Source organism: Mesobacillus selenatarsenatis SF-1 (assembly GCF_000813125.1).
Classification (GTDB): Bacteria; Bacillota; Bacilli; order Bacillales; family Cytobacillaceae; genus Mesobacillus; species Mesobacillus selenatarsenatis.
In genome coordinates, this window is the sequence record NZ_BASE01000038.1 from 1 (window position 1) to 16,983 (window position 16,983).

The window sequence follows — 16,983 nt, forward strand, 5'->3', positions numbered from 1 at the left end:
TTCGGACAAAATCACAGCTCTTCCTCTTAGTGTTGTCCGAAGTCACACCAGGTTCGGACAAAATCTCAGCTTTTCCCCTTAGTTTTGTCCGAAGTCTTCTAGGATACGCACACTAACAGCATCAATACAAAACAGAGTCCTGCCAATAATAAACTGGCAGGACACTTATCAATCTATTCTGCTTTCTGGTAGCGCAAGATCGGCTTCCTTGCAGCTGTTGTTTCATCCATTCGGCCTACTACTGTGGAGTGTGGGGCTTCCTGTACGATCTCTGGATTCTCTTCTGCTTCCTTGGCGATCTGGATCATCGCATCGATGAAGGCATCAAGAGTTTCCTTGGATTCTGTTTCTGTTGGCTCGATCATGATTGCCTCTTCCACATTCAATGGGAAGTAGATTGTCGGCGGATGATAGCCGAAATCAAGCAGACGTTTGGCAATATCCAATGTGCGGACGCCAAGCTTCTTCTGGCGCTTGCCGCTGAGGACGAATTCGTGCTTGCAATGCCTGTTGAATGGCAGGTCATAATACTCTGCAAGTCTTCTCATCATATAGTTCGCATTTAGCACAGCATACTCCGTAACAGCTTTCAGGCCATCTGGACCCATAGTGCGAATGTACGTGTAGGCACGTACGTTGATACCGAAGTTGCCGTAGAAAGGCTTAACCCTTCCGATTGACTGCGGTCGGTCGTAATCAAACTTATAAACGCCATCCTGCTTTGTCACGATTGGCTTTGGCAGGAATGGAATCAAGTCTGCTTTTACACCAACTGGACCAGAACCTGGTCCGCCGCCGCCGTGTGGGCCTGTGAATGTCTTATGAAGGTTCAAGTGAACCACATCAAAGCCCATGTCGCCAGGGCGTGCCTTGGACATAACAGCGTTTAGGTTGGCTCCATCATAGTAAAGCTTTCCGCCTGCGCTGTGGACGATTTCAGCCATTTCAAGGATATTTTCTTCGAATAGACCAAGAGTGTTCGGGTTCGTCAGCATTAATGCCGCTGTATCTTCACCGACAACCTTCTTCAAGTCTTCCAAATCAACCAGACCGTTTTCATCTGATTTTACAGTGATCGTTTCAAAACCAGCTACTGTTGCGGATGCTGGGTTTGTTCCGTGAGCGGAGTCAGGAACGATTACCTTCGTACGCTTGTCGTCACCATTTGCTTCGTGAAAAGCACGGATCATCATCAAGCCCGTCCACTCGCCGTGTGCACCGGCTGCCGGCTGAAGAGTCACCTCGTCCATGCCAGTGATTTCAATCAGGTGTTCCTGCAGGTCGTACATCAATTCAAGAGCACCCTGGACAGAACTTTCATCCTGCAATGGATGCAAATGTGCAAAACCATTGAAGCGGGCAACATTTTCATTCATCTTCGGATTGTATTTCATCGTACATGATCCCAGCGGATAGAACCCGGAATCCACGCCGTGGTTGCGCTTTGATAGTGCAGTGTAATGGCGCATGATATCAAGCTCGGAAGCCTCAGGAAGTTCTGGTTCTTCTTCACGAAGGAATCCTTCTGGCAAAAGCTCAGATAAGTCGGCTTCTGGAACATCCATTTCCGGCAGGCTGTAGCCGACACGGCCCGGTGTGCTTAATTCAAAAATGAGTGGCTGATCTTCCTTATGCATTGATATCCCCCATTTCCTTTACAAACGTATCGATTTCTTCTTTTGTTCTTAATTCAGTTATCGCAACAAGCATATGTTTTTCGAGGTTGGAATCATCACGTCCAAGATCATAGCCGCCGATAATGCCTTTCTCAAGAAGCTTTTGGTTCACTTCTTTAACCGGCTTATTCAGCCTGACGACGAACTCATTGAAAGTAGGTCCCTCAAATGCGATTTCGAAGCCATTCTCTTTAAAAGTCTTTTTCGCATAATGAGCTTTTTGGATATTGGCCACAGCCATTTCACGAACGCCTTTTTTGCCAAGAGCGGTCATCGCTACTGAGGCAGCAAGTGCATTCAATGCCTGGTTCGAACAAATGTTGGATGTCGCTTTGTCACGGCGGATATGCTGTTCTCTCGCTTGAAGCGTCAATACAAATCCGCGGCGTCCCTGGTCATCCTTCGTCTGGCCGACTAGTCTGCCAGGAACCTTTCTCATGAGCTTTCCAGATACAGCGAAATATCCACAGTGAGGGCCGCCGAATGCTGTCGGGATTCCGAAAGGCTGAGCGTCTCCAGTAACGATATCAGCACCGAACTTCCCTGGAGGCGTCAAAGCTCCAAGTGCAAGCGGGTTGCTTGATACAACGAACAATGATTTATTTTCATGTGCGATTGCTTCGATTTCCTTCATTGATTCAATGCTGCCGAAGAAGTTTGGATACTGAACGATGACAGCAGCTACTTCTTCACTTGCCATATCCTTCAGTGCTTCAAGGTCAGTTACACCATCCTTGTGGGGTACTTCCACAACGTCAATATATTGACCTTTGGCGTATGATTTTACGACATCCTTGTATTCAGGATGGACAGCACTTGAAATCAAGACTCTCTTACGTCTTGTATGGCCTGCACTAAGCATCGCTGCTTCAGCAAGAGCTGTGCCACCGTCATACATGGATGAATTCGCTACTTCCATGCCAGTCAATTCACAAATCATCGTCTGGAATTCAAAGATTGCCTGAAGTTCACCTTGTGAAATCTCAGGCTGATAAGGTGTATAAGCAGTGTAAAACTCTGAGCGTGAAAGAACATGGTCAACAATTACCGGAATGTAATGATCATATACACCAGCACCGATAAATGAAGTATTCATTTTCAAATCGGCATTTTTCGCAGCCATCTTTGTCAGTTCTTTCATAAGAGCTGTTTCAGACTTGGCTGGTTTGATGTTGTATTCTCCGGCAAAACGGACTTTTTCAGGAATATCGCTGAACAATTCATCGATCGATGAAACGCCGATGCTTTCCAACATTGCGTTTTTATCACTTTCAGTCAGCGGTAGATAGCGATGCTTCATAACTTTTTCCCCTCTCCGGCTTTTACTTTTTATCTCTTTTATAAAAAGGTGTAGCTGAAACAGCAGCTTTTAAGCGTTTTCCGCGGATTTCAACTTCCACTTCATTACCTAACTCAGTTTCTATTGCATCAATTAGTGCAAGCCCGATATTTTTCTTGAGCGTCGGGGATTGCGTGCCAGTCGTGACTTCGCCGATCTGAGTATCACCTTTGAAAACGGGATAACCATGGCGCGGGATTCCCCTGTCGATCATTTCAATACCGACAAGCTTTCTAGGCAGACCATTTTCTTTTTGCTGTTTAAGTGCTTCTTTTCCAATGAAATCAGCTTCCTTATTCAGCTTTACAGCAAAGCCTATTCCAGCTTCAAGCGGGCTGATTTCAGATGAAAGCTCCTGGCCGTACAATGCCAGATTTGCTTCAAAACGGAGTGTATCCCTGGCACCAAGACCACATGGGATGACTCCCTCTTCTTTGCCTGCTTCAAGGACTTCATTCCATAGGCTCACAGCATCCTTTGAATCACAGTAAATTTCGAATCCATCCTCGCCTGTGTATCCTGTGCGTGATACAAGCGCTTTCTTGCCGTTCAGGTCAACTTCCTCACTGAACTTGAAGAAACCGATTGAGCTTAGTTCATGACCTTTCGCAAGCTTTTGAAGGACTCCCTCAGCAAGTGGTCCCTGTAGCGCAAGCTGTGCCATGCCTTCTGAAAGGTTCTCGATTTTTACATTGCCTTCAAGATGGTCCTGCAGCCAATCGAAGTCTTTTTCGATATTGGAAGCATTCACAACAAGAAGATAATGCTCATCCTCGAGTTTATAAATTAACAAATCATCGACAGTGCCGCCGGTCTCGTAACACATTGCTGTATATTGGGCTCCGCCGTTTTTAAGTTTTGAAACATCATTTGTCATCATCTTTTGTAGATAGTCCAGACTATCGGGGCCTTTCACCTCGATCTCTCCCATATGAGAAACATCGAATAGACCAGCTTTTGTCCTAACTGCTTCATGCTCTTCCTTGATGCTTGAAAATTGGACCGGAAGCTCCCAGCCTCCAAAATCAACCGTCTTCCCACCGTATTCCTTGTACACTTCAAATAGCGGTGTTCGTTTTAATTCAGTCATTATGTATCCCCCTTCGTCCTATAGCTAAAAAAAATCAGTTTACAAAACGCGTTTTAGATCAGCCAGAATTGGTTCTGGTCCCCCAACGCCAATGAAGCCATAAAAAAGGACAGAGTACCCCCTCTGATTCTGAGAAGGTCTCTGTCCTTTCACCTGAAAGTTTACCTGTTAAGGCTTTCCCCTTTGGTGGCTCCCACTAATAAAGCGCTCTCCAGAGATGCGTCAAACAAGAGTTCTTTTGCCTGAGAGATTCACAAAGTTTGCTTGCTCCTTCGGCGCTACATAAGTAGTCTCTCCCCTTGTTGTCATCCGCATTTATATTATTTTCACAATTGGGCATGCTAGACGTTATTACACATGTCTGTAAACTGACTATTTAAGACTATAAAATGACAAATTTCAAAACATTCAAAAGCTAACTTCATCCTACCATTAGAGAGCTAATTTCGGCAATATATTTATACTTTAAAAGAGGTGGATAAAATGACCGTTCAAATTAACTTTGATTCTTCCTGGCAGGACGAGATGGCTGAAAGAATTGAGAATGACGGCCCGTGGGGAAATTGGGAGCTCTATAAGCTTGCCGTTGAGATAGAGAAGCATACCATTATCCCGGATTTCGAGGGACTTCAGGCACCGGCACATCTGCCAGAACTCACTCCTTTGCCACATCAGCTGGAGGTAGCGAAGCAGGTCGTTGAGAACATGAACGGAAAAGCAATACTGGCTGATGAAGTTGGTCTGGGGAAAACAATCGAGGCTGGATTGATTTTAAAAGAATACATGATCAGGGGTCTGGTCAAAAAAGTACTAATCCTTGTTCCTGCATCCCTTGTCTCACAGTGGGCCATGGAGCTGAATACTAAATTCCATATCCCCGCCATTGCCCAGAAGAAAAGCTACGTATGGGAGCAGTGTGATGTTGTCGTATCTTCAATCGACACGGCGAAACGGGCGCCACACAAGGATATCATCAACAACTTAAATTATGACCTTATCATTATCGATGAAGCTCACAAGCTAAAAAATAACAAAACAAAAAACTATGAATTTGTCCAAAATCTTAAGAAGAGATTTTGTCTGCTGCTGACAGCTACACCGATACAAAATCGGATTGAAGAAATTTTCAACCTCGTTTCCCTTTTAAAACCAGGACATCTGGGCAGTGAGTCGGTGTTCTATGACAAGTATAAGAAGGATGCCAGGTCTGTTAATGATGATGAACACCTTAGGGAACTGGTCAATAAAGTGATGATCCGCAACAGGCGATCTAACACCGGAATCGAATGGACCAAACGCCATGTAGAGACCATTCCTATCCACTTCTCAGAAGAAGAACGTGCACTTTACGATTCGGTTCAATCCTTAAGGGGTTCTGAAGCCGGTCTAAGCTCCAGCCAATTCTCGTTAATGACACTTCAGCGCGAAGCATGCAGCAGCCGGGAAGCCGTTTTCTATACACTCAAAAATATGCTACAAAGGCAGGAAAACCCCTCTGTCGGTTTCCAGAATACCATAGCCCAGCTGATCAAACGAGTAGAGGCCGTAACGAAGAATTCTAAAGCCGAAAAAGCGCTTGAATTAATAAAGCAAATTGATGACAAAGTGATCATTTTTACCGAATACAGGGCCACACAGCTATACCTTCAATGGTTTTTGAAGCAGCATGGCATCACTTCTGTTCCATTTCGAGGAGGATTCAAACGCGGCAAAAAGGATTGGATGAGGGAGTTATTCCAGAAGAATGTCCAGGTCCTGATTGCAACAGAAGCTGGTGGTGAAGGAATTAACCTGCAATTCTGCAGCCACATCATCAACTTTGACCTTCCCTGGAATCCGATGAGACTTGAACAAAGAATTGGAAGGATTCATCGCCTTGGGCAGGAGAAAGATGTAAAAATATATAATTTCGCGACAAAAGATACGGTTGAAGAACATGTCCTGAAACTGCTATACGAAAAAATCAATCTGTTTGAAAAAGTCATCGGTGAACTTGATGATATTCTCACGAAATTGGAATTTGGCAATATTGAAGATCATTTGACCGATATTTTTGGAAAATCAAATTCCGAAGGTGAAATTCGAATCAAGATGGAAAACCTGACATCAATGATTCAGTTCGCAGAGGAAATGAAGGAGGGAAATCAGCGTGCAGCAACAGGAAATCCATAATTTTCTCGAGAAATATTTTACCGCGAATAACTGTGAATTAATGGACAATGACAAGGGATATATGACAGTCCAGTTAACTGTCGATCTCGATAAGGAATTGATGAACCGCCCTTTTTACTGGCATTACCTCGAGAAAACCGGCGGTGTTCCCAATCCAATGAAGCTGACCTTCATTACCAATAAACAGAAGGCACCAGACGATATTAAAGGTGAGGTCATCCACTTTGGGTCACCTCGTCTTCATCAAATCTTTGCATCGACAAAAAATCTTGCCGGATATATACGGTTATATCAAAATAACCAATATCCTACACAGACACCGCTTATACCCTGGATAGGGTTGAATATGAAAATATCGTATCAATGTGACAGGAAGCGGGATGTTTTCCATTCGATCGGCCTGCAGCTGATCAACGGAATGATGGTAGAAGACTTTCATGACAAAATATTGAAGCTGCCGCTGAATTCAAAAATTCCGGATTATGCTTATACTCTTTCTCCATTAATAAAGCCGAAAAGCGGTGTAAACAGGATCCAGTCTTTTTTGAGAACAAGGGTAGAGCAAGAGGATCACACCTGGGCAGAAGAAGCAAGAAAACGCTGGCAGAAGGACCTGGAATTGCTCCATCACTTTTATGAAGACGAGGAAGAAGAGTCTGATAGCTTTAAAACCGAAAAATCTGCATTACAGGAGCAATATGAACCGAAGGTCAATATCGAAATCGTCAACGGCGGATTATTTTATTTAACAGAAAATGCTTTATGAGTAATTCCTCTGCAAAGAACAAAAAGCGCAAGCGCCTCGTTCAGCCCCGACAAGCGCTGCCCGCCGATAACGCCACGTCCTGTGGCTGGCGGGTCTAGCACATCGTGTGCCTCGGAGGGCCGACCGGTGAAGTCGTTCTTTGACTTCATTGGCAGGATCGAAATCGAAATGTGTAGCCGACTGCCCAGAAACGCAGAAAGTGGAGACTCCGACCCTGCCGGCGGAGTTGAAGTTTCGGAGTTTCTAGGAGGCAAAACTAGCCAAGCGTCTCAAGGGGCTAGGCGCTGGAGCTGGATTAAGACACCCAGATGTTGTTATCCACACAAAAAAACGATTTTATATTTTCCTATATAGCAAAAACAAACCCGGCTATCGCTTTAGCCGGGCTTTCCAATAATTGTTCTTTTTCTTTTTTATGCTCGACATCAACATGAACGGCAGAATACCAAACCACCTGAACAAAAAGGTAGCTTCTGCTTCTTTTTTCGCCTGCTTCATCTTCCGGCGTTCTTCTTTTGGCTGGTCAATATATTTTACAACAGTCTGGGTAAGGTATTTAACATAATCATTTGTTTTCATGGTTACACCATCCTTCATACGTTATCAAGTATAACCATGACTTACTTTTTCATACGCAGAATGATTTCATCGGCGATTATTGAAACTGATTTACCGGATGCATCGACCTCAATATTTGCCGCCTCTCGATATAATGAAAGCCTGAGGTTGTACAGTTTTTCAGCAGCTTCCATATTGTCTTGACTTAATAACGGCCTGGTATCGTCATCTTTCAGCCTCTCCCTAATGGTGCTGAAATCCGCATTCAAGAAGACTACATTCATTTTTCCTTTTAAGAACAACCTGTTCTTTTCAGAGCCAATAATTCCTCCTCCAGTGGAGACAACGGCATCACCTAAAGGCATAGAATGTAAAACTTCAGACTCCAGATCACGGAATTTCTCTTCACCATCAATTGCAAAAATTTCATTTATAGTCTTACCGGCCAACTTGACAATCTCCCGATCTGTGTCGTATACAGCTATTTCCAGCTTTTCGGCCAATTCCTGTGATACGGTAGTCTTGCCAGACCCCATGAATCCAATTAAATATATAGCTTCCATATCTCTTAATCACCCATCAGTTCTTTTCTCTCCATCTTACCATCGCACCAGTAACCTTGTCATATTGGCCAATGCCAAGAGCCTTCTCACCACTGTCAAGCTTAAGATTAAAGGTCACTTCCTCCACACTTCCTGATAGAGCTTGTTTTTGAAATGTAACATTTCCAAACTCATAGTTCATAATTCCGGAATCTGGCAAAAGTCTATCCCGCAGCATGGCCTCAGCCTGTTTGACCGAACAAAGCATATAGTATTCTTGCAGCCGTATCGTTTCTGTTTCTTTCGCGAATCTTTTCCCCGCTAGATAATTCTCTGTCAGTATCAGCAAATAAAATGAAATCAGGAGCAAGAAGATCATTGAGAGCGGATAAACAAACCCTTTTTGATTTATGGCTCCACACCCCCGGTTTGATAAAATTGGTGGATCCTAACCGAATAATCCTTTCCTTGTACATCCTTCGCACTTATCTCTACACCATCAGCTATTTTACCAAAGCTGAAGCTTGATATATTTTGCACCAAGATTTCATGCCCCTGGTAATTCACCCTTCTCCGCATGCTGGCACCATACTTTTCATAAAGGATGAATTGCCCATCAACCTTCATCAAAAGCTTATCAGGCTGGATATTCAACTGTTGTGCAGAACGAATTTCCTTTTTCACCTGGCTGCTGAAGACCTCCCATTCCATCCTCTTCACTACAGTATCAGCAACACGCTGATCTAGAATAATTTTCATGCCTAACGGCAGCATCGAGGCGATCAGCAAAAAGAGCAGAACAGATAAAAGCATCTCAACCATGGTAAAGCCACGTTCACTCTGCGGGAGCACATTTTTCATATTGCTTCTGAGCGATATCATAATGAATACAAACCTTCCATGAAGAATCTTCCTCAATCTTTTTGACCACGACTTCATACTGGTTCCCATTCTGTTCAATAAATCTTCTGCCAGAATCAGTTCCAGTAATTTTTAAATACATCAGTTCGTCATATAATAAATTGATGGCTGTTGCCTTTTTTTCAGACTCCACTGTCTGGTTGATGACATGAATGGCAATCGGTAGCAATATTGCACTACCCATTAAAAACGCAACCAGTGATAGCAGCATTTCACTGAGAAAAAATCCATCATTCCTCCAAAACATAGAACCTGCCCTTTCCAATTTGAATCATCAACTTGTATTTCTTTGAACCCGCAGTGACATATAAAGACCCGAAGCTATCGATATTCCCATCCGGCATGTAGTGAAATAATAGATTCATCGTCCCTTTTTTCAACTTGATTTCGGATGAATAATGTCTCTGAGCCAAATACGGAGCAGCATAATCCGTTCCGCGGATATAGTAATAATTATTTTCCGGCATGATATGGACAGTAATTGTTTCTTGATGGGAAATCGCATATTGCTGGCTGTATAGAAGGTCTGATTTTAATTGTGAAAAGAAAAGATCCTTCTCAAGCATGTCCTTATGCGGTGAAAACAGGAAGGTTGATGTGAGGGAAAGCATCAGGAAGGCTGAAAGCACAATCAGCATTTCGACCATTGTAAAACCGCCAGAGTGGTTCATGAGCCAGAGTCGGTGCTAGCCGACTTCTTCTGCACCACACCATCTACAATTTCTATTAGGGTTCCATCTGGACAAGCGGCATCTGCACTTTTTAAGTATCCACCACTATGAAGCTCGGCGAAGGTAGGAGTAACTTTTTTATCAATTTTGTACGCCTGTACCTGTGCCTCGACCATCTTCATATAAGCCTCACAGCCTTTGGTATTGATATTAGAACTATGTGAAGATATATTGGGGACTGTAATGATAAGAAGAACGGAGATAACGAGCAAAACAATCATCATTTCTATTAAAGTAAAACCCTTTTGATTTTTCATCATGTATTCTCCTTTATTTTTTCGCATTAAGAAAATGATTAAATCCCTTTCATCATTTGGAACATCGGCAGCAAGATGGCTAGATACAGTGAAACGACAAGCAGGCCAATGAAGCTGTACAAAATGGGCTGCACTGTTTTCAGCGCTTTTTCCGTTTTTTCTTCGAGTTCTTTCACACAGTGCCTGCTGTAAAAATAAAGCTCCTGGTCCAACCTGCCATTCTTTTGTCCATGCCTGATGATCCTCGACAGCTCAGCTTCAAAAAACGGGTACTCTCCCACTGCTCTGTCAAAATCCTGCCCAGCAGCCAACTTCGAAATCAAGTCCTTTCCTATTTCCCTTGAAAAAGGTTCATGGAGATTTTGCTCGAACACCTTCAATGCAGCAAGCACTGAAAGGCCACCAGAAAACAAATAGCTTAACTGAACCGAGAAATAGTGTGAGTAAAAAAGCCTGATAAATTTGCCAGCAAACGGCAGCTTTACAAGATTCATTTTTTGTTTGAGCGGGTGAAGGTTCTTAAAGCTAATGATGTAGTATAAGGTAAGAAATGTAGTGAGACTAAGAAGAAAATAGAGTGTGAAAGGAAGGAAATTGGCTGCCGCCGCGATGGTTTCCATAAAGATAGTGGGGGCAAGATTCATGTCTGTAAAAAGTGAATTGAATTTCGGCAGTAAAATCCTATTCACGAAAAAAAATAAAATTAACGTAAGCAATACTAGAAATATTGGATATGCAGCAAGCCTTTTTAATCTCTGGTAGTCGGCTTCCCGCTTAAGGACCATGTCGCTCCCCTCTGTTAAGGTACGGGCCAGACCGCCATGCTGCTCGGCAAAGTAAACATAGCTGACCAGGTCCTTTTTAAATTTCAATTCTGCAAGAATCAAATATAAGGGAAATCCCTCGCGCAGCTTTTCAAGGCTCCTTTTAACTTCCTCTTTCCTTTTCTTTTCCAAATAAAAAGTCATGGATTCAATCGCTTCCGCCAAAGAATAACCTCGCGCCAGCAGTTCCCCACTCCTTTTGAGGAACCGTGCCTGTTCAGCGACAGGCCACTTACTCTCCATCATTGAGAACCCACCTCTGGTATTCTGATTCCTTGATGAACCCCAGGGCGATGCCTTTACGAATTGCATCTTTGAGAGTTTTATAATGATAGCTCTGGAGCTCCCCTCTTGCTTCCTTCAGTACCGCAGATAAATCCTTCCCCGTAAGGATTTCGAAAACATTTCCCCTTTTACTGCTGCCTGATGAAAAGCAAAATGGCGAGCAAGTCCCCTCGCAGTAAGGGCAAGTCAATTCAACGAGTCTCTGTGCCGTTACTGCAATCAGTGTCTGTTCAATCTCAAGCCAATTAATCCCGAATTCAATCAGCCTGTAAATCGCTCCTCTGGCATCCCTCGTATGCATTGTCGTCAGGACCAAGTGCCCTGTCAGCGAGGCTCTTATAGCCGTTTCTGCCGTCTCTTTATCCCGTATTTCCCCAACCATAATAATATCCGGATCGTGCCGGAGGATTGCTTTCAATCCGGCAGAATACGAAATTCCGGCCCGTTCATTGACCTGGACTTGCAGGACTGTGTCACTCGGTTTTTCAATTGGATCTTCTAGCGTAATGACATTACGATTCACCAAATCCGAGGTTTCAGAAAGCATGGAATATAATGTTGTCGTTTTACCGCTCCCTGTTGGACCAGTAAAAATGATCAAGCCATGTGCGTGTTTTAATAAGGAAATCAGTTTTTTTGATGTGGATGGGAATAATGAAATTTGGTATGAAGGAGTTTGGTTTTGTTCGGGAAGGAGACGAATGACCATACTTTCGCTCTGGTAGGCTGGAAGCGTGGAGATTCTTAAGCCTATCTTCATTTCTTGATACTGATAAGTAAAAGCACCACTTTGAGGCCGTCTTTTTTCTCCAATATCCATTGAAGCTGTGAATTTGAAGTGGGAAATGAGCCGCTCACAATCAGACTGTTCAAGAGTGTACCGGGGAAGCAGCTGATTGCCGAGCCTGAACTTTATCAGTGTGTCTTTCTCGCGCGGGATAATATGAATGTCCGACGCGCCACTTCTTAAAGCATCTTTCAGGACATTATCCGCTAGCTGTTCAATTGATTTAACAATAAGGATGCACCACCTTTTTCAGTTATAGAAAGAGATTTCGCCACAATCCTTTTGTTTCCTCCAAAAAATCCGGCTTAAATGTGTATAAAAGGTGACAATTCTATTCATAATAACTACCGTAACGTCAGCAAGTCATATTATTGGGCTATAGCCAAGCGGTAAGGCAACGGACTTTGACTCCGTCATGCGTTGGTTCGAATCCAGCTAGCCCAGCTACTGAAAAAACGGAAGCATCTGCTTCCGTTTTTTCGCTATCTCGAGATCTTTTTCAAAGCATCTGGGTTAAATCCAACAATCAGCTTTTTGCCATCTGTCAAGATCGGCCGTCTAAGCAGTTTCGGTTCCTCAATGACAAGTTTGATTACTTCTGAAAGCGGCAGATCTTCCATATCTAATCCCAAATTTTTATAAGTTTCTCCCCTTGTTGCAAGCAGTTCATCAAAGCCTTCAGTCGTCAGCGATAAAATCTGCAGCAATTCATTTTTTGATGGAGTATCTTTGAACATGTGACGTTCATTGAATTTCACGCTGTTTGAAATCAGCCACTTTTTTGTTTTACGGCATGAAGTACAGCTTGGATATGAATAAAACGTCAGCTCTTCCATTAAGTTAACCTCCTGGCGATCAAAATTATCTTATATACATATTGTATAACTTTTGTATAACATCTGTATACTATTTTGTCATCATTTCGCCATTTAGTTGTGAACATTTTCTAAACATATAGTGTAAACAGTGTAAACCTTATTTTCCTCTGTATTATAATGAAGGCAAATTAGTGGTCTGAGGTGAACTAAGGTGGAGCAAACATTAAAAATTACAAGTGTTTTGTCTGACCCAACGCGTTATTATATTTATCAATACATTACAAAAAGACATAAGGACGTAACCGTACAGGAAATCGCCGACAATTTTGATATCCATCCAAATGTGGCAAGGCTGCATTTATCGAAACTTGAAGATGTGAATATGCTGATTTCAGAAACAAAAAAGACTGGCAAAGGGGGACGTCCAAGCAGACTGTACAGACTGTCCGATGAAGTGATCCAGCTTCACTTCCCATTCCGCGATTATCAGCTATTGTCCAAAATCGCGATGACGACGATGATGTCGCTTGGAGAAGCAGGAAAGACTGCATTGTACTTGACAGGAAAACGTTTCGGGGAAGAACTGATTGAACAAGAAGTATCCCGACACTCACATATGTCAGCTGAAATGACGTTTGAGCATAAACTGAACTCAATCAAGAATGCTGCGACTCTTGCTGGTTTTTATCCTGAATTTGAACCTAACAGCGAAAAGACTAAGATTTACTTCCAGATCTTCAACTGCCCTTTCAAGGAAGTTGCAATGGAACATACAGAAACAGTCTGCAATATGCATTATGAATTCTTGCGCGGTATGTTCGAATCATTGTTTGGTGAGATCGAACTGATTGAAAAAGAGAACATGTTCACAGGCTGTGACTCTTGTTCATATCAAGCTGTTATTGCACAATAATCAATCCTTGTTTACTTTTTACTCCACTTTACTTTATAATATGATAGTGATGGACTTGTAGGGTAAAGGAGGGATATCTTTGGATCGTATGTACAGAGTTTTAGGATTCTGGACGGGAATCTTTGCTGTCATGTTTTTCTTAGGTGACATGTATACGACGTCCTTGATTTTCTTTGGTCAAACTGGATTTTTCTTGCTTTTAAGTTACTTGAAACTGTCTGAGCGTATGTACATTTACGTCTTCGGCGCATACTTAACGATTTTCTTTGCTGGATTTACTTACTGGTCAACATTTATGATGCCACTGGGTGGAACTGGACATTGATCAATTGTTACGCTCAAATAAAAAAAGCGATGGTTTTCCATCGCTTTTTTTATTTGACCGCGTATATTAAAATAATTTTTCAGCCTTTTTATCCAAACCCTTTGCCTGAATGACCACATCAAAGGACTGGCTAATCCCCCCTGGCAGGATCAGGCTTCGTATCGCGCGATTCCTCTTACTTGCTTCAGAAAACGGATTGGGGTCATTGTGTTCTGCGAGCTCTTCTAATATGCCAGCAGCCATAAGGAACTCATCCTGCCTCATTTTTTGTACGAAATTCAGACTGTATTTTTCACCGATTATTTTAATGGCATCAAAATGCACATGACTGGTAATATCCATCTCTCCCGGATGCTGCAATACGTCATGATGCATCTGGTGCTGGTAATATCCCCTTAAGCTTCCACGCCTGCGGGATGGGTGCATCCATTCTTCTTTTGTGTATCCGTAATCTACAGTAATCATGAGACCTTTCGTTAAGGTATCAGAGATAGATTCAATGAACGGTTCAAAAGCAAGCGGGATCTCAATCCTTTGCCCTTCTGCCAGTTCAAGTTCTTGGTCATTTAAAAAAGCGGTAATCCGATCATCCATGACCGGAACCATGATTTCTTTTAATTGTCCATTTTCATGGCCTACGAACACTTCTCTCACAATACCCTCGCTTTTTTCGACGACATGGACAGGGAAAGCATCAAATAATTCATTCGAGAAAACCAGCCCTTCTTTCATGCCTGTATCTGCAAATGTACTACCATAAAGTAACTTTACATCTTCTAGACCGTTCAACTCCACTTCCTGAAGCTTTCGATGATAAGGACTGGCTTCAACGATAAAGTAGCTAAGCCTCTCATCATTCAAGTCATTCCAACCCTGAATGAATGCCCGTGCAAACCGGCCATTTCCAGCTCCTATTTCACAAGCAGCTGGCGGCAGGCCAAGATTTCTTGAGTGTTTCGCAAACCATTTCCCGATTAATTTGCCAAATACATCGGACACATTGCTGGACGTATAAAAGTCCCCTTCCTTCCCTATTTTTTGGCGTTCCTTTATGTAATAACCTTCCTCCGGGTGATAGAGTGCAAGTTCCATATACTCAGCATATGAAATCATTTTTTCCGGGGAGGCGTCAATAATCTGTCTAATAATTTCCTTCATAGATAACTCCTTGAAAAAAAGTTTTCACTATTGACATAGTGTTTTCGATATTATATTGTTTTAGTAGTAGCTTAACTATATCCCCTCCCATGATATGAATAGAACATCCCCCAGGAAAGCCCTTCTCTTTGAGAAGGGCTTTCCTTGTTTTGCTAGCTTTTTAAAATCCGTTTAAAAAAGGATTTGAATCCATTTCTAAACCAATAGAGGTTGTCGGTCCGTGTCCAGGAAGCACCTCTGTTTGTTCTGGCAATACCAGGAGCTTGTCATGGATGCTTCTTATTAGTTGATTATGGTTGCCACCCGGCAAGTCCGTCCTTCCTATGCTGCCATTAAACAGAGCGTCTCCTGCCAGGACAAACTCTGCTTCAGGAAAGTAGATCGATATACTCCCCGGAGAATGCCCCGGTGTTTCAAATACTTCGAACTCAAAACTGCCAATTGACATTGCACCCTCATCTTTAATCAAATGGTCAGCAGGACGCGCTTTGATTGGCTCGTTAAGCATAAAATGCTTTGAACCATTCAAAGAAGGGTCTGGTAGCCAATCCTTTTCTTTTTCATGAATATATACCTTGATTCCGTACTTATCTCTTATTCTATCCACTGCCCCGATATGATCGAAATGAGCATGAGTAAGCACAATTGCTTCTGGCTTCAATTCTAGCTGTTCAAGCACTGTTGCCAGCTTTCTCGGATTATCGCCAGGATCCACAATCAGGCATGATTGGTTTTCATCATAGACAATATAACAATTTGTTTGTAAAGGACCTAGGGGAATCTGTTTCCATTTCATCAAAATAGCCTCCAGCTTCTAGTGGTATTATTAATACATTTATTTTACACTATTGTCAGGCAAGTTTTAAGGATTGCGATTTAAAAGCTCATGTACCCTGATGAGTTTTCAAATCACAATCAATTAATTTTATACATTCCAGCACAAGGAGGCTGCAAAGTGCAAATTTTCATTGGAATTGAGGCCAGCCCTTTACTTTCGGAACTGCCTGACTTTGAAGAGTTTCTTCAATTAGCAGCAACTCCGCTTCTTGTTCATGAAAATATTTATATTTATAACGATCAAAAAATAGCAGATATAGCTTCAGGTTTGCTGTCGGAAGCAGAACTTCATGAAGAAACGCATCATTTGATAAAAACAGAAGGGTCAGCGAGAGAAGATTTTTACGACTATGGATTTCAAGCTGGTGTGGATACTTTTCTATTCGCTTATGATTTATCAGCCTTCAGATTTACAGGTGGCAGCGAAGTTCAGACTGAAATGGCCCTCTTACAGCTAGAAGAACATCTTGTTTTTACGACTGTTGAAGGTATTTATTTTACCATAGACCATTATACTGACCTGGTATTGGGTATAGTAAAGGCATATGAGGTGAAAGTTGAGTTTTTAGACCTCGACAAATGATGTAAAAAAATATAAAATATAAAACGAGTGTATGCTTGTCATTACATAACAGGCTGCCGCCTAATTTTTTTTATCCAACAGGCTGATTATCTGCCTAATATTATAAGGGGGCTTTTTCATGGGTTTTGCGATTATTTGCGCTTTAATTACACTGCTTGCCGGCTATGCAACATTTTCGGCACTTAAAAACAAAAACATTCTTGGAATCGTGTTTGGTGGAGGAACTTTCTTGGTTCTTGGCTGGTTCACAGTCATGACAATCCTTACCTCCGGATTCCCAACACCTCATTAATACGAAACACAAAAAAGACCACCCTTTGCAGGTGGTCTTTTTCGTTTATATTTTTGAAACTTTTTGTACTAAGATTAGCGTCCAGCTCCAGCGCTTGTCGGGACTGACC

The 16,983-nt window shown here is 42.4% G+C and carries 22 protein-coding genes, 1 tRNA gene and 1 riboswitch; of the genes, 8 read left to right on the plus strand and 15 right to left on the minus strand.

From position 1 onward, the window contains the following. Window positions 1–173: 173 nt before the first annotated feature. The 3 genes from gcvPB to gcvT are packed head-to-tail and all read right to left on the minus strand — an operon-like array spanning window position 174 to window position 4,105. Entirely contained in the window at window positions 174–1,637 is a 1,464-nt protein-coding gene (gene gcvPB, locus TY49_RS08370; protein WP_041965461.1) for an aminomethyl-transferring glycine dehydrogenase subunit GcvPB, read from the minus strand. After that, window positions 1,630–2,976, minus strand: a complete 1,347-nt coding sequence (gcvPA, locus tag TY49_RS08375) for an aminomethyl-transferring glycine dehydrogenase subunit GcvPA (RefSeq protein WP_041965462.1) — start codon at window positions 2,974–2,976, stop codon at window positions 1,630–1,632. Before gcvPA ends, gcvPB begins: the two co-directional genes overlap by 8 nt. 22 nt (window positions 2,977–2,998) lie before the next feature. After that, complete coding sequence (gene gcvT, locus TY49_RS08380) at window positions 2,999–4,105, minus strand: glycine cleavage system aminomethyltransferase GcvT (protein ID WP_041965463.1); 1,107 nt, start codon at window positions 4,103–4,105, stop codon at window positions 2,999–3,001. Window positions 4,106–4,325: 220 nt separating this feature from the next. After that, window positions 4,326–4,414, minus strand: a riboswitch (glycine riboswitch). Window positions 4,415–4,588: 174 nt separating this feature from the next. On the opposite strand from gcvT, the gene TY49_RS08385 reads away from it, so the two are divergent. From TY49_RS08385 to TY49_RS08395, 3 genes are all read left to right on the plus strand, one after another. Next, window positions 4,589–6,277 carry a DEAD/DEAH box helicase gene (locus tag TY49_RS08385; RefSeq protein WP_041965464.1) on the plus strand — a complete coding sequence of 563 codons (1,689 nt, stop codon included), beginning with the start codon at window positions 4,589–4,591 and terminating at the stop codon, window positions 6,275–6,277. After that, window positions 6,255–7,043 (plus strand): YqhG family protein, encoded by a 789-nt coding sequence (locus TY49_RS08390; RefSeq protein ID WP_041965465.1) that lies wholly within the window; start codon window positions 6,255–6,257, stop codon window positions 7,041–7,043. Before TY49_RS08385 ends, TY49_RS08390 begins: the two co-directional genes overlap by 23 nt. A 126-nt stretch (window positions 7,044–7,169) precedes the next feature. Then, window positions 7,170–7,397: a hypothetical protein gene (locus TY49_RS08395; protein ID WP_041965466.1), complete on the plus strand. Its 228-nt coding sequence runs from the start codon at window positions 7,170–7,172 to the stop codon at window positions 7,395–7,397. A gap of 15 nt (window positions 7,398–7,412) precedes the next feature. Here the strand turns inward: TY49_RS08395 and TY49_RS08400 are convergent, their stop codons facing one another. From TY49_RS08400 to comGA, 9 genes are read right to left on the minus strand one after another with little or no spacing between them, the layout of a single operon-like run. Beyond that, window positions 7,413–7,622: a YqzE family protein gene (locus tag TY49_RS08400; RefSeq protein WP_041965467.1), complete on the minus strand. Its 210-nt coding sequence runs from the start codon at window positions 7,620–7,622 to the stop codon at window positions 7,413–7,415. Between the two features lie 41 nt (window positions 7,623–7,663). Then, complete coding sequence (locus TY49_RS08405) at window positions 7,664–8,164, minus strand: shikimate kinase (RefSeq protein WP_041965468.1); 501 nt, start codon at window positions 8,162–8,164, stop codon at window positions 7,664–7,666. 16 nt (window positions 8,165–8,180) lie between these two features. After that, window positions 8,181–8,492, minus strand: a complete 312-nt coding sequence (gene comGG, locus TY49_RS08410) for a competence type IV pilus minor pilin ComGG (protein ID WP_198135601.1) — start codon at window positions 8,490–8,492, stop codon at window positions 8,181–8,183. A 59-nt stretch (window positions 8,493–8,551) separates the two neighbouring features. Further along, complete coding sequence (comGF, locus tag TY49_RS08415) at window positions 8,552–9,094, minus strand: competence type IV pilus minor pilin ComGF (RefSeq protein WP_084135434.1); 543 nt, start codon at window positions 9,092–9,094, stop codon at window positions 8,552–8,554. Beyond that, entirely contained in the window at window positions 8,979–9,311 is a 333-nt protein-coding gene (locus TY49_RS24950) for a hypothetical protein (RefSeq protein WP_041965471.1), read from the minus strand. The genes comGF and TY49_RS24950 overlap by 116 nt, the downstream gene beginning before the upstream one ends. Then, on the minus strand, window positions 9,295–9,735 hold the full coding sequence (comGD, locus tag TY49_RS08425) for a competence type IV pilus minor pilin ComGD (protein ID WP_041965472.1): 441 nt from the start codon (window positions 9,733–9,735) through the stop codon (window positions 9,295–9,297). The genes TY49_RS24950 and comGD overlap by 17 nt, the downstream gene beginning before the upstream one ends. Further along, window positions 9,732–10,052: a competence type IV pilus major pilin ComGC gene (comGC, locus tag TY49_RS08430; RefSeq protein WP_041965473.1), complete on the minus strand. Its 321-nt coding sequence runs from the start codon at window positions 10,050–10,052 to the stop codon at window positions 9,732–9,734. The genes comGD and comGC overlap by 4 nt, the downstream gene beginning before the upstream one ends. Window positions 10,053–10,090: 38 nt before the next feature. After that, window positions 10,091–11,122 (minus strand): competence type IV pilus assembly protein ComGB, encoded by a 1,032-nt coding sequence (gene comGB / locus TY49_RS08435; RefSeq protein WP_041965474.1) that lies wholly within the window; start codon window positions 11,120–11,122, stop codon window positions 10,091–10,093. Beyond that, a complete protein-coding gene (comGA, locus tag TY49_RS08440; protein WP_084135435.1) occupies window positions 11,109–12,185 on the minus strand; it encodes a competence type IV pilus ATPase ComGA in 1,077 nt (358 codons plus the stop codon). Before comGA ends, comGB begins: the two co-directional genes overlap by 14 nt. A gap of 135 nt (window positions 12,186–12,320) precedes the next feature. Between comGA and TY49_RS08445 the strand changes: the two genes are divergently transcribed. Then, window positions 12,321–12,392: transfer RNA gene (locus TY49_RS08445), tRNA-Gln, on the plus strand. 38 nt (window positions 12,393–12,430) lie between these two features. Here TY49_RS08445 and TY49_RS08450 read toward each other — a convergent pair. Beyond that, window positions 12,431–12,784: a Spx/MgsR family RNA polymerase-binding regulatory protein gene (locus TY49_RS08450; RefSeq protein WP_041965476.1), complete on the minus strand. Its 354-nt coding sequence runs from the start codon at window positions 12,782–12,784 to the stop codon at window positions 12,431–12,433. Window positions 12,785–12,977: 193 nt separating this feature from the next. Here TY49_RS08450 and TY49_RS08455 point away from each other — a divergent pair, with 193 nt between their 5' ends. Both TY49_RS08455 and TY49_RS08460 read left to right on the plus strand, forming a co-directional pair. Continuing rightward, on the plus strand, window positions 12,978–13,679 hold the full coding sequence (locus tag TY49_RS08455) for a helix-turn-helix transcriptional regulator (RefSeq protein WP_041965477.1): 702 nt from the start codon (window positions 12,978–12,980) through the stop codon (window positions 13,677–13,679). 79 nt (window positions 13,680–13,758) lie between these two features. Then, on the plus strand, window positions 13,759–14,004 hold the full coding sequence (locus tag TY49_RS08460; RefSeq protein ID WP_023627332.1) for a DUF2626 domain-containing protein: 246 nt from the start codon (window positions 13,759–13,761) through the stop codon (window positions 14,002–14,004). 66 nt (window positions 14,005–14,070) lie between these two features. On the opposite strand, the gene TY49_RS08465 is transcribed toward TY49_RS08460, so the two are convergent. Together TY49_RS08465 and TY49_RS08470 are read right to left on the minus strand one after the other, a co-directional pair. Then, on the minus strand, window positions 14,071–15,162 hold the full coding sequence (locus tag TY49_RS08465; RefSeq protein WP_041965478.1) for a class I SAM-dependent methyltransferase: 1,092 nt from the start codon (window positions 15,160–15,162) through the stop codon (window positions 14,071–14,073). 160 nt (window positions 15,163–15,322) lie between these two features. Further along, the gene (locus TY49_RS08470) at window positions 15,323–15,958 is read right to left on the minus strand and encodes an MBL fold metallo-hydrolase (protein ID WP_041965479.1); all 636 of its coding nucleotides are present in this window, start codon (window positions 15,956–15,958) and stop codon (window positions 15,323–15,325) included. Window positions 15,959–16,117: 159 nt separating this feature from the next. On the opposite strand from TY49_RS08470, the gene TY49_RS08475 reads away from it, so the two are divergent. Together TY49_RS08475 and TY49_RS24215 are read left to right on the plus strand one after the other, a co-directional pair. Beyond that, complete coding sequence (locus TY49_RS08475) at window positions 16,118–16,582, plus strand: hypothetical protein (RefSeq protein ID WP_041965480.1); 465 nt, start codon at window positions 16,118–16,120, stop codon at window positions 16,580–16,582. Between the two features lie 118 nt (window positions 16,583–16,700). After that, on the plus strand, window positions 16,701–16,874 hold the full coding sequence (locus tag TY49_RS24215) for a DUF2759 domain-containing protein (protein WP_041965481.1): 174 nt from the start codon (window positions 16,701–16,703) through the stop codon (window positions 16,872–16,874). Window positions 16,875–16,983 lie beyond the last annotated feature (109 nt).

What these genes read in the sequence shown, in the direction of transcription:
- gcvPB (WP_041965461.1), bottom strand. Translation starts at nt 1,637, where the DNA reads ATGCATAAGGAAGATCAGCCACTCATTTTTGAATTAAGCACACCGGGC.
- gcvPA (WP_041965462.1), bottom strand. Translation starts at nt 2,976, where the DNA reads ATGAAGCATCGCTATCTACCGCTGACTGAAAGTGATAAAAACGCAATG.
- gcvT (WP_041965463.1), bottom strand. Translation starts at nt 4,105, where the DNA reads ATGACTGAATTAAAACGAACACCGCTATTTGAAGTGTACAAGGAATAC.
- TY49_RS08385 (WP_041965464.1), top strand. Translation starts at nt 4,589, where the DNA reads ATGACCGTTCAAATTAACTTTGATTCTTCCTGGCAGGACGAGATGGCT.
- TY49_RS08400 (WP_041965467.1), bottom strand. Translation starts at nt 7,622, where the DNA reads ATGAAAACAAATGATTATGTTAAATACCTTACCCAGACTGTTGTAAAA.
- TY49_RS08405 (WP_041965468.1), bottom strand. Translation starts at nt 8,164, where the DNA reads ATGGAAGCTATATATTTAATTGGATTCATGGGGTCTGGCAAGACTACC.
- comGF (WP_084135434.1), bottom strand. Translation starts at nt 9,094, where the DNA reads ATGGGAACCAGTATGAAGTCGTGGTCAAAAAGATTGAGGAAGATTCTT.
- TY49_RS24950 (WP_041965471.1), bottom strand. Translation starts at nt 9,311, where the DNA reads ATGTTTTGGAGGAATGATGGATTTTTTCTCAGTGAAATGCTGCTATCA.
- comGD (WP_041965472.1), bottom strand. Translation starts at nt 9,735, where the DNA reads ATGAACCACTCTGGCGGTTTTACAATGGTCGAAATGCTGATTGTGCTT.
- comGC (WP_041965473.1), bottom strand. Translation starts at nt 10,052, where the DNA reads ATGAAAAATCAAAAGGGTTTTACTTTAATAGAAATGATGATTGTTTTG.
- comGB (WP_041965474.1), bottom strand. Translation starts at nt 11,122, where the DNA reads ATGATGGAGAGTAAGTGGCCTGTCGCTGAACAGGCACGGTTCCTCAAA.
- TY49_RS08450 (WP_041965476.1), bottom strand. Translation starts at nt 12,784, where the DNA reads ATGGAAGAGCTGACGTTTTATTCATATCCAAGCTGTACTTCATGCCGT.
- TY49_RS08465 (WP_041965478.1), bottom strand. Translation starts at nt 15,162, where the DNA reads ATGAAGGAAATTATTAGACAGATTATTGACGCCTCCCCGGAAAAAATG.
- TY49_RS08470 (WP_041965479.1), bottom strand. Translation starts at nt 15,958, where the DNA reads ATGAAATGGAAACAGATTCCCCTAGGTCCTTTACAAACAAATTGTTAT.
- TY49_RS24215 (WP_041965481.1), top strand. Translation starts at nt 16,701, where the DNA reads ATGGGTTTTGCGATTATTTGCGCTTTAATTACACTGCTTGCCGGCTAT.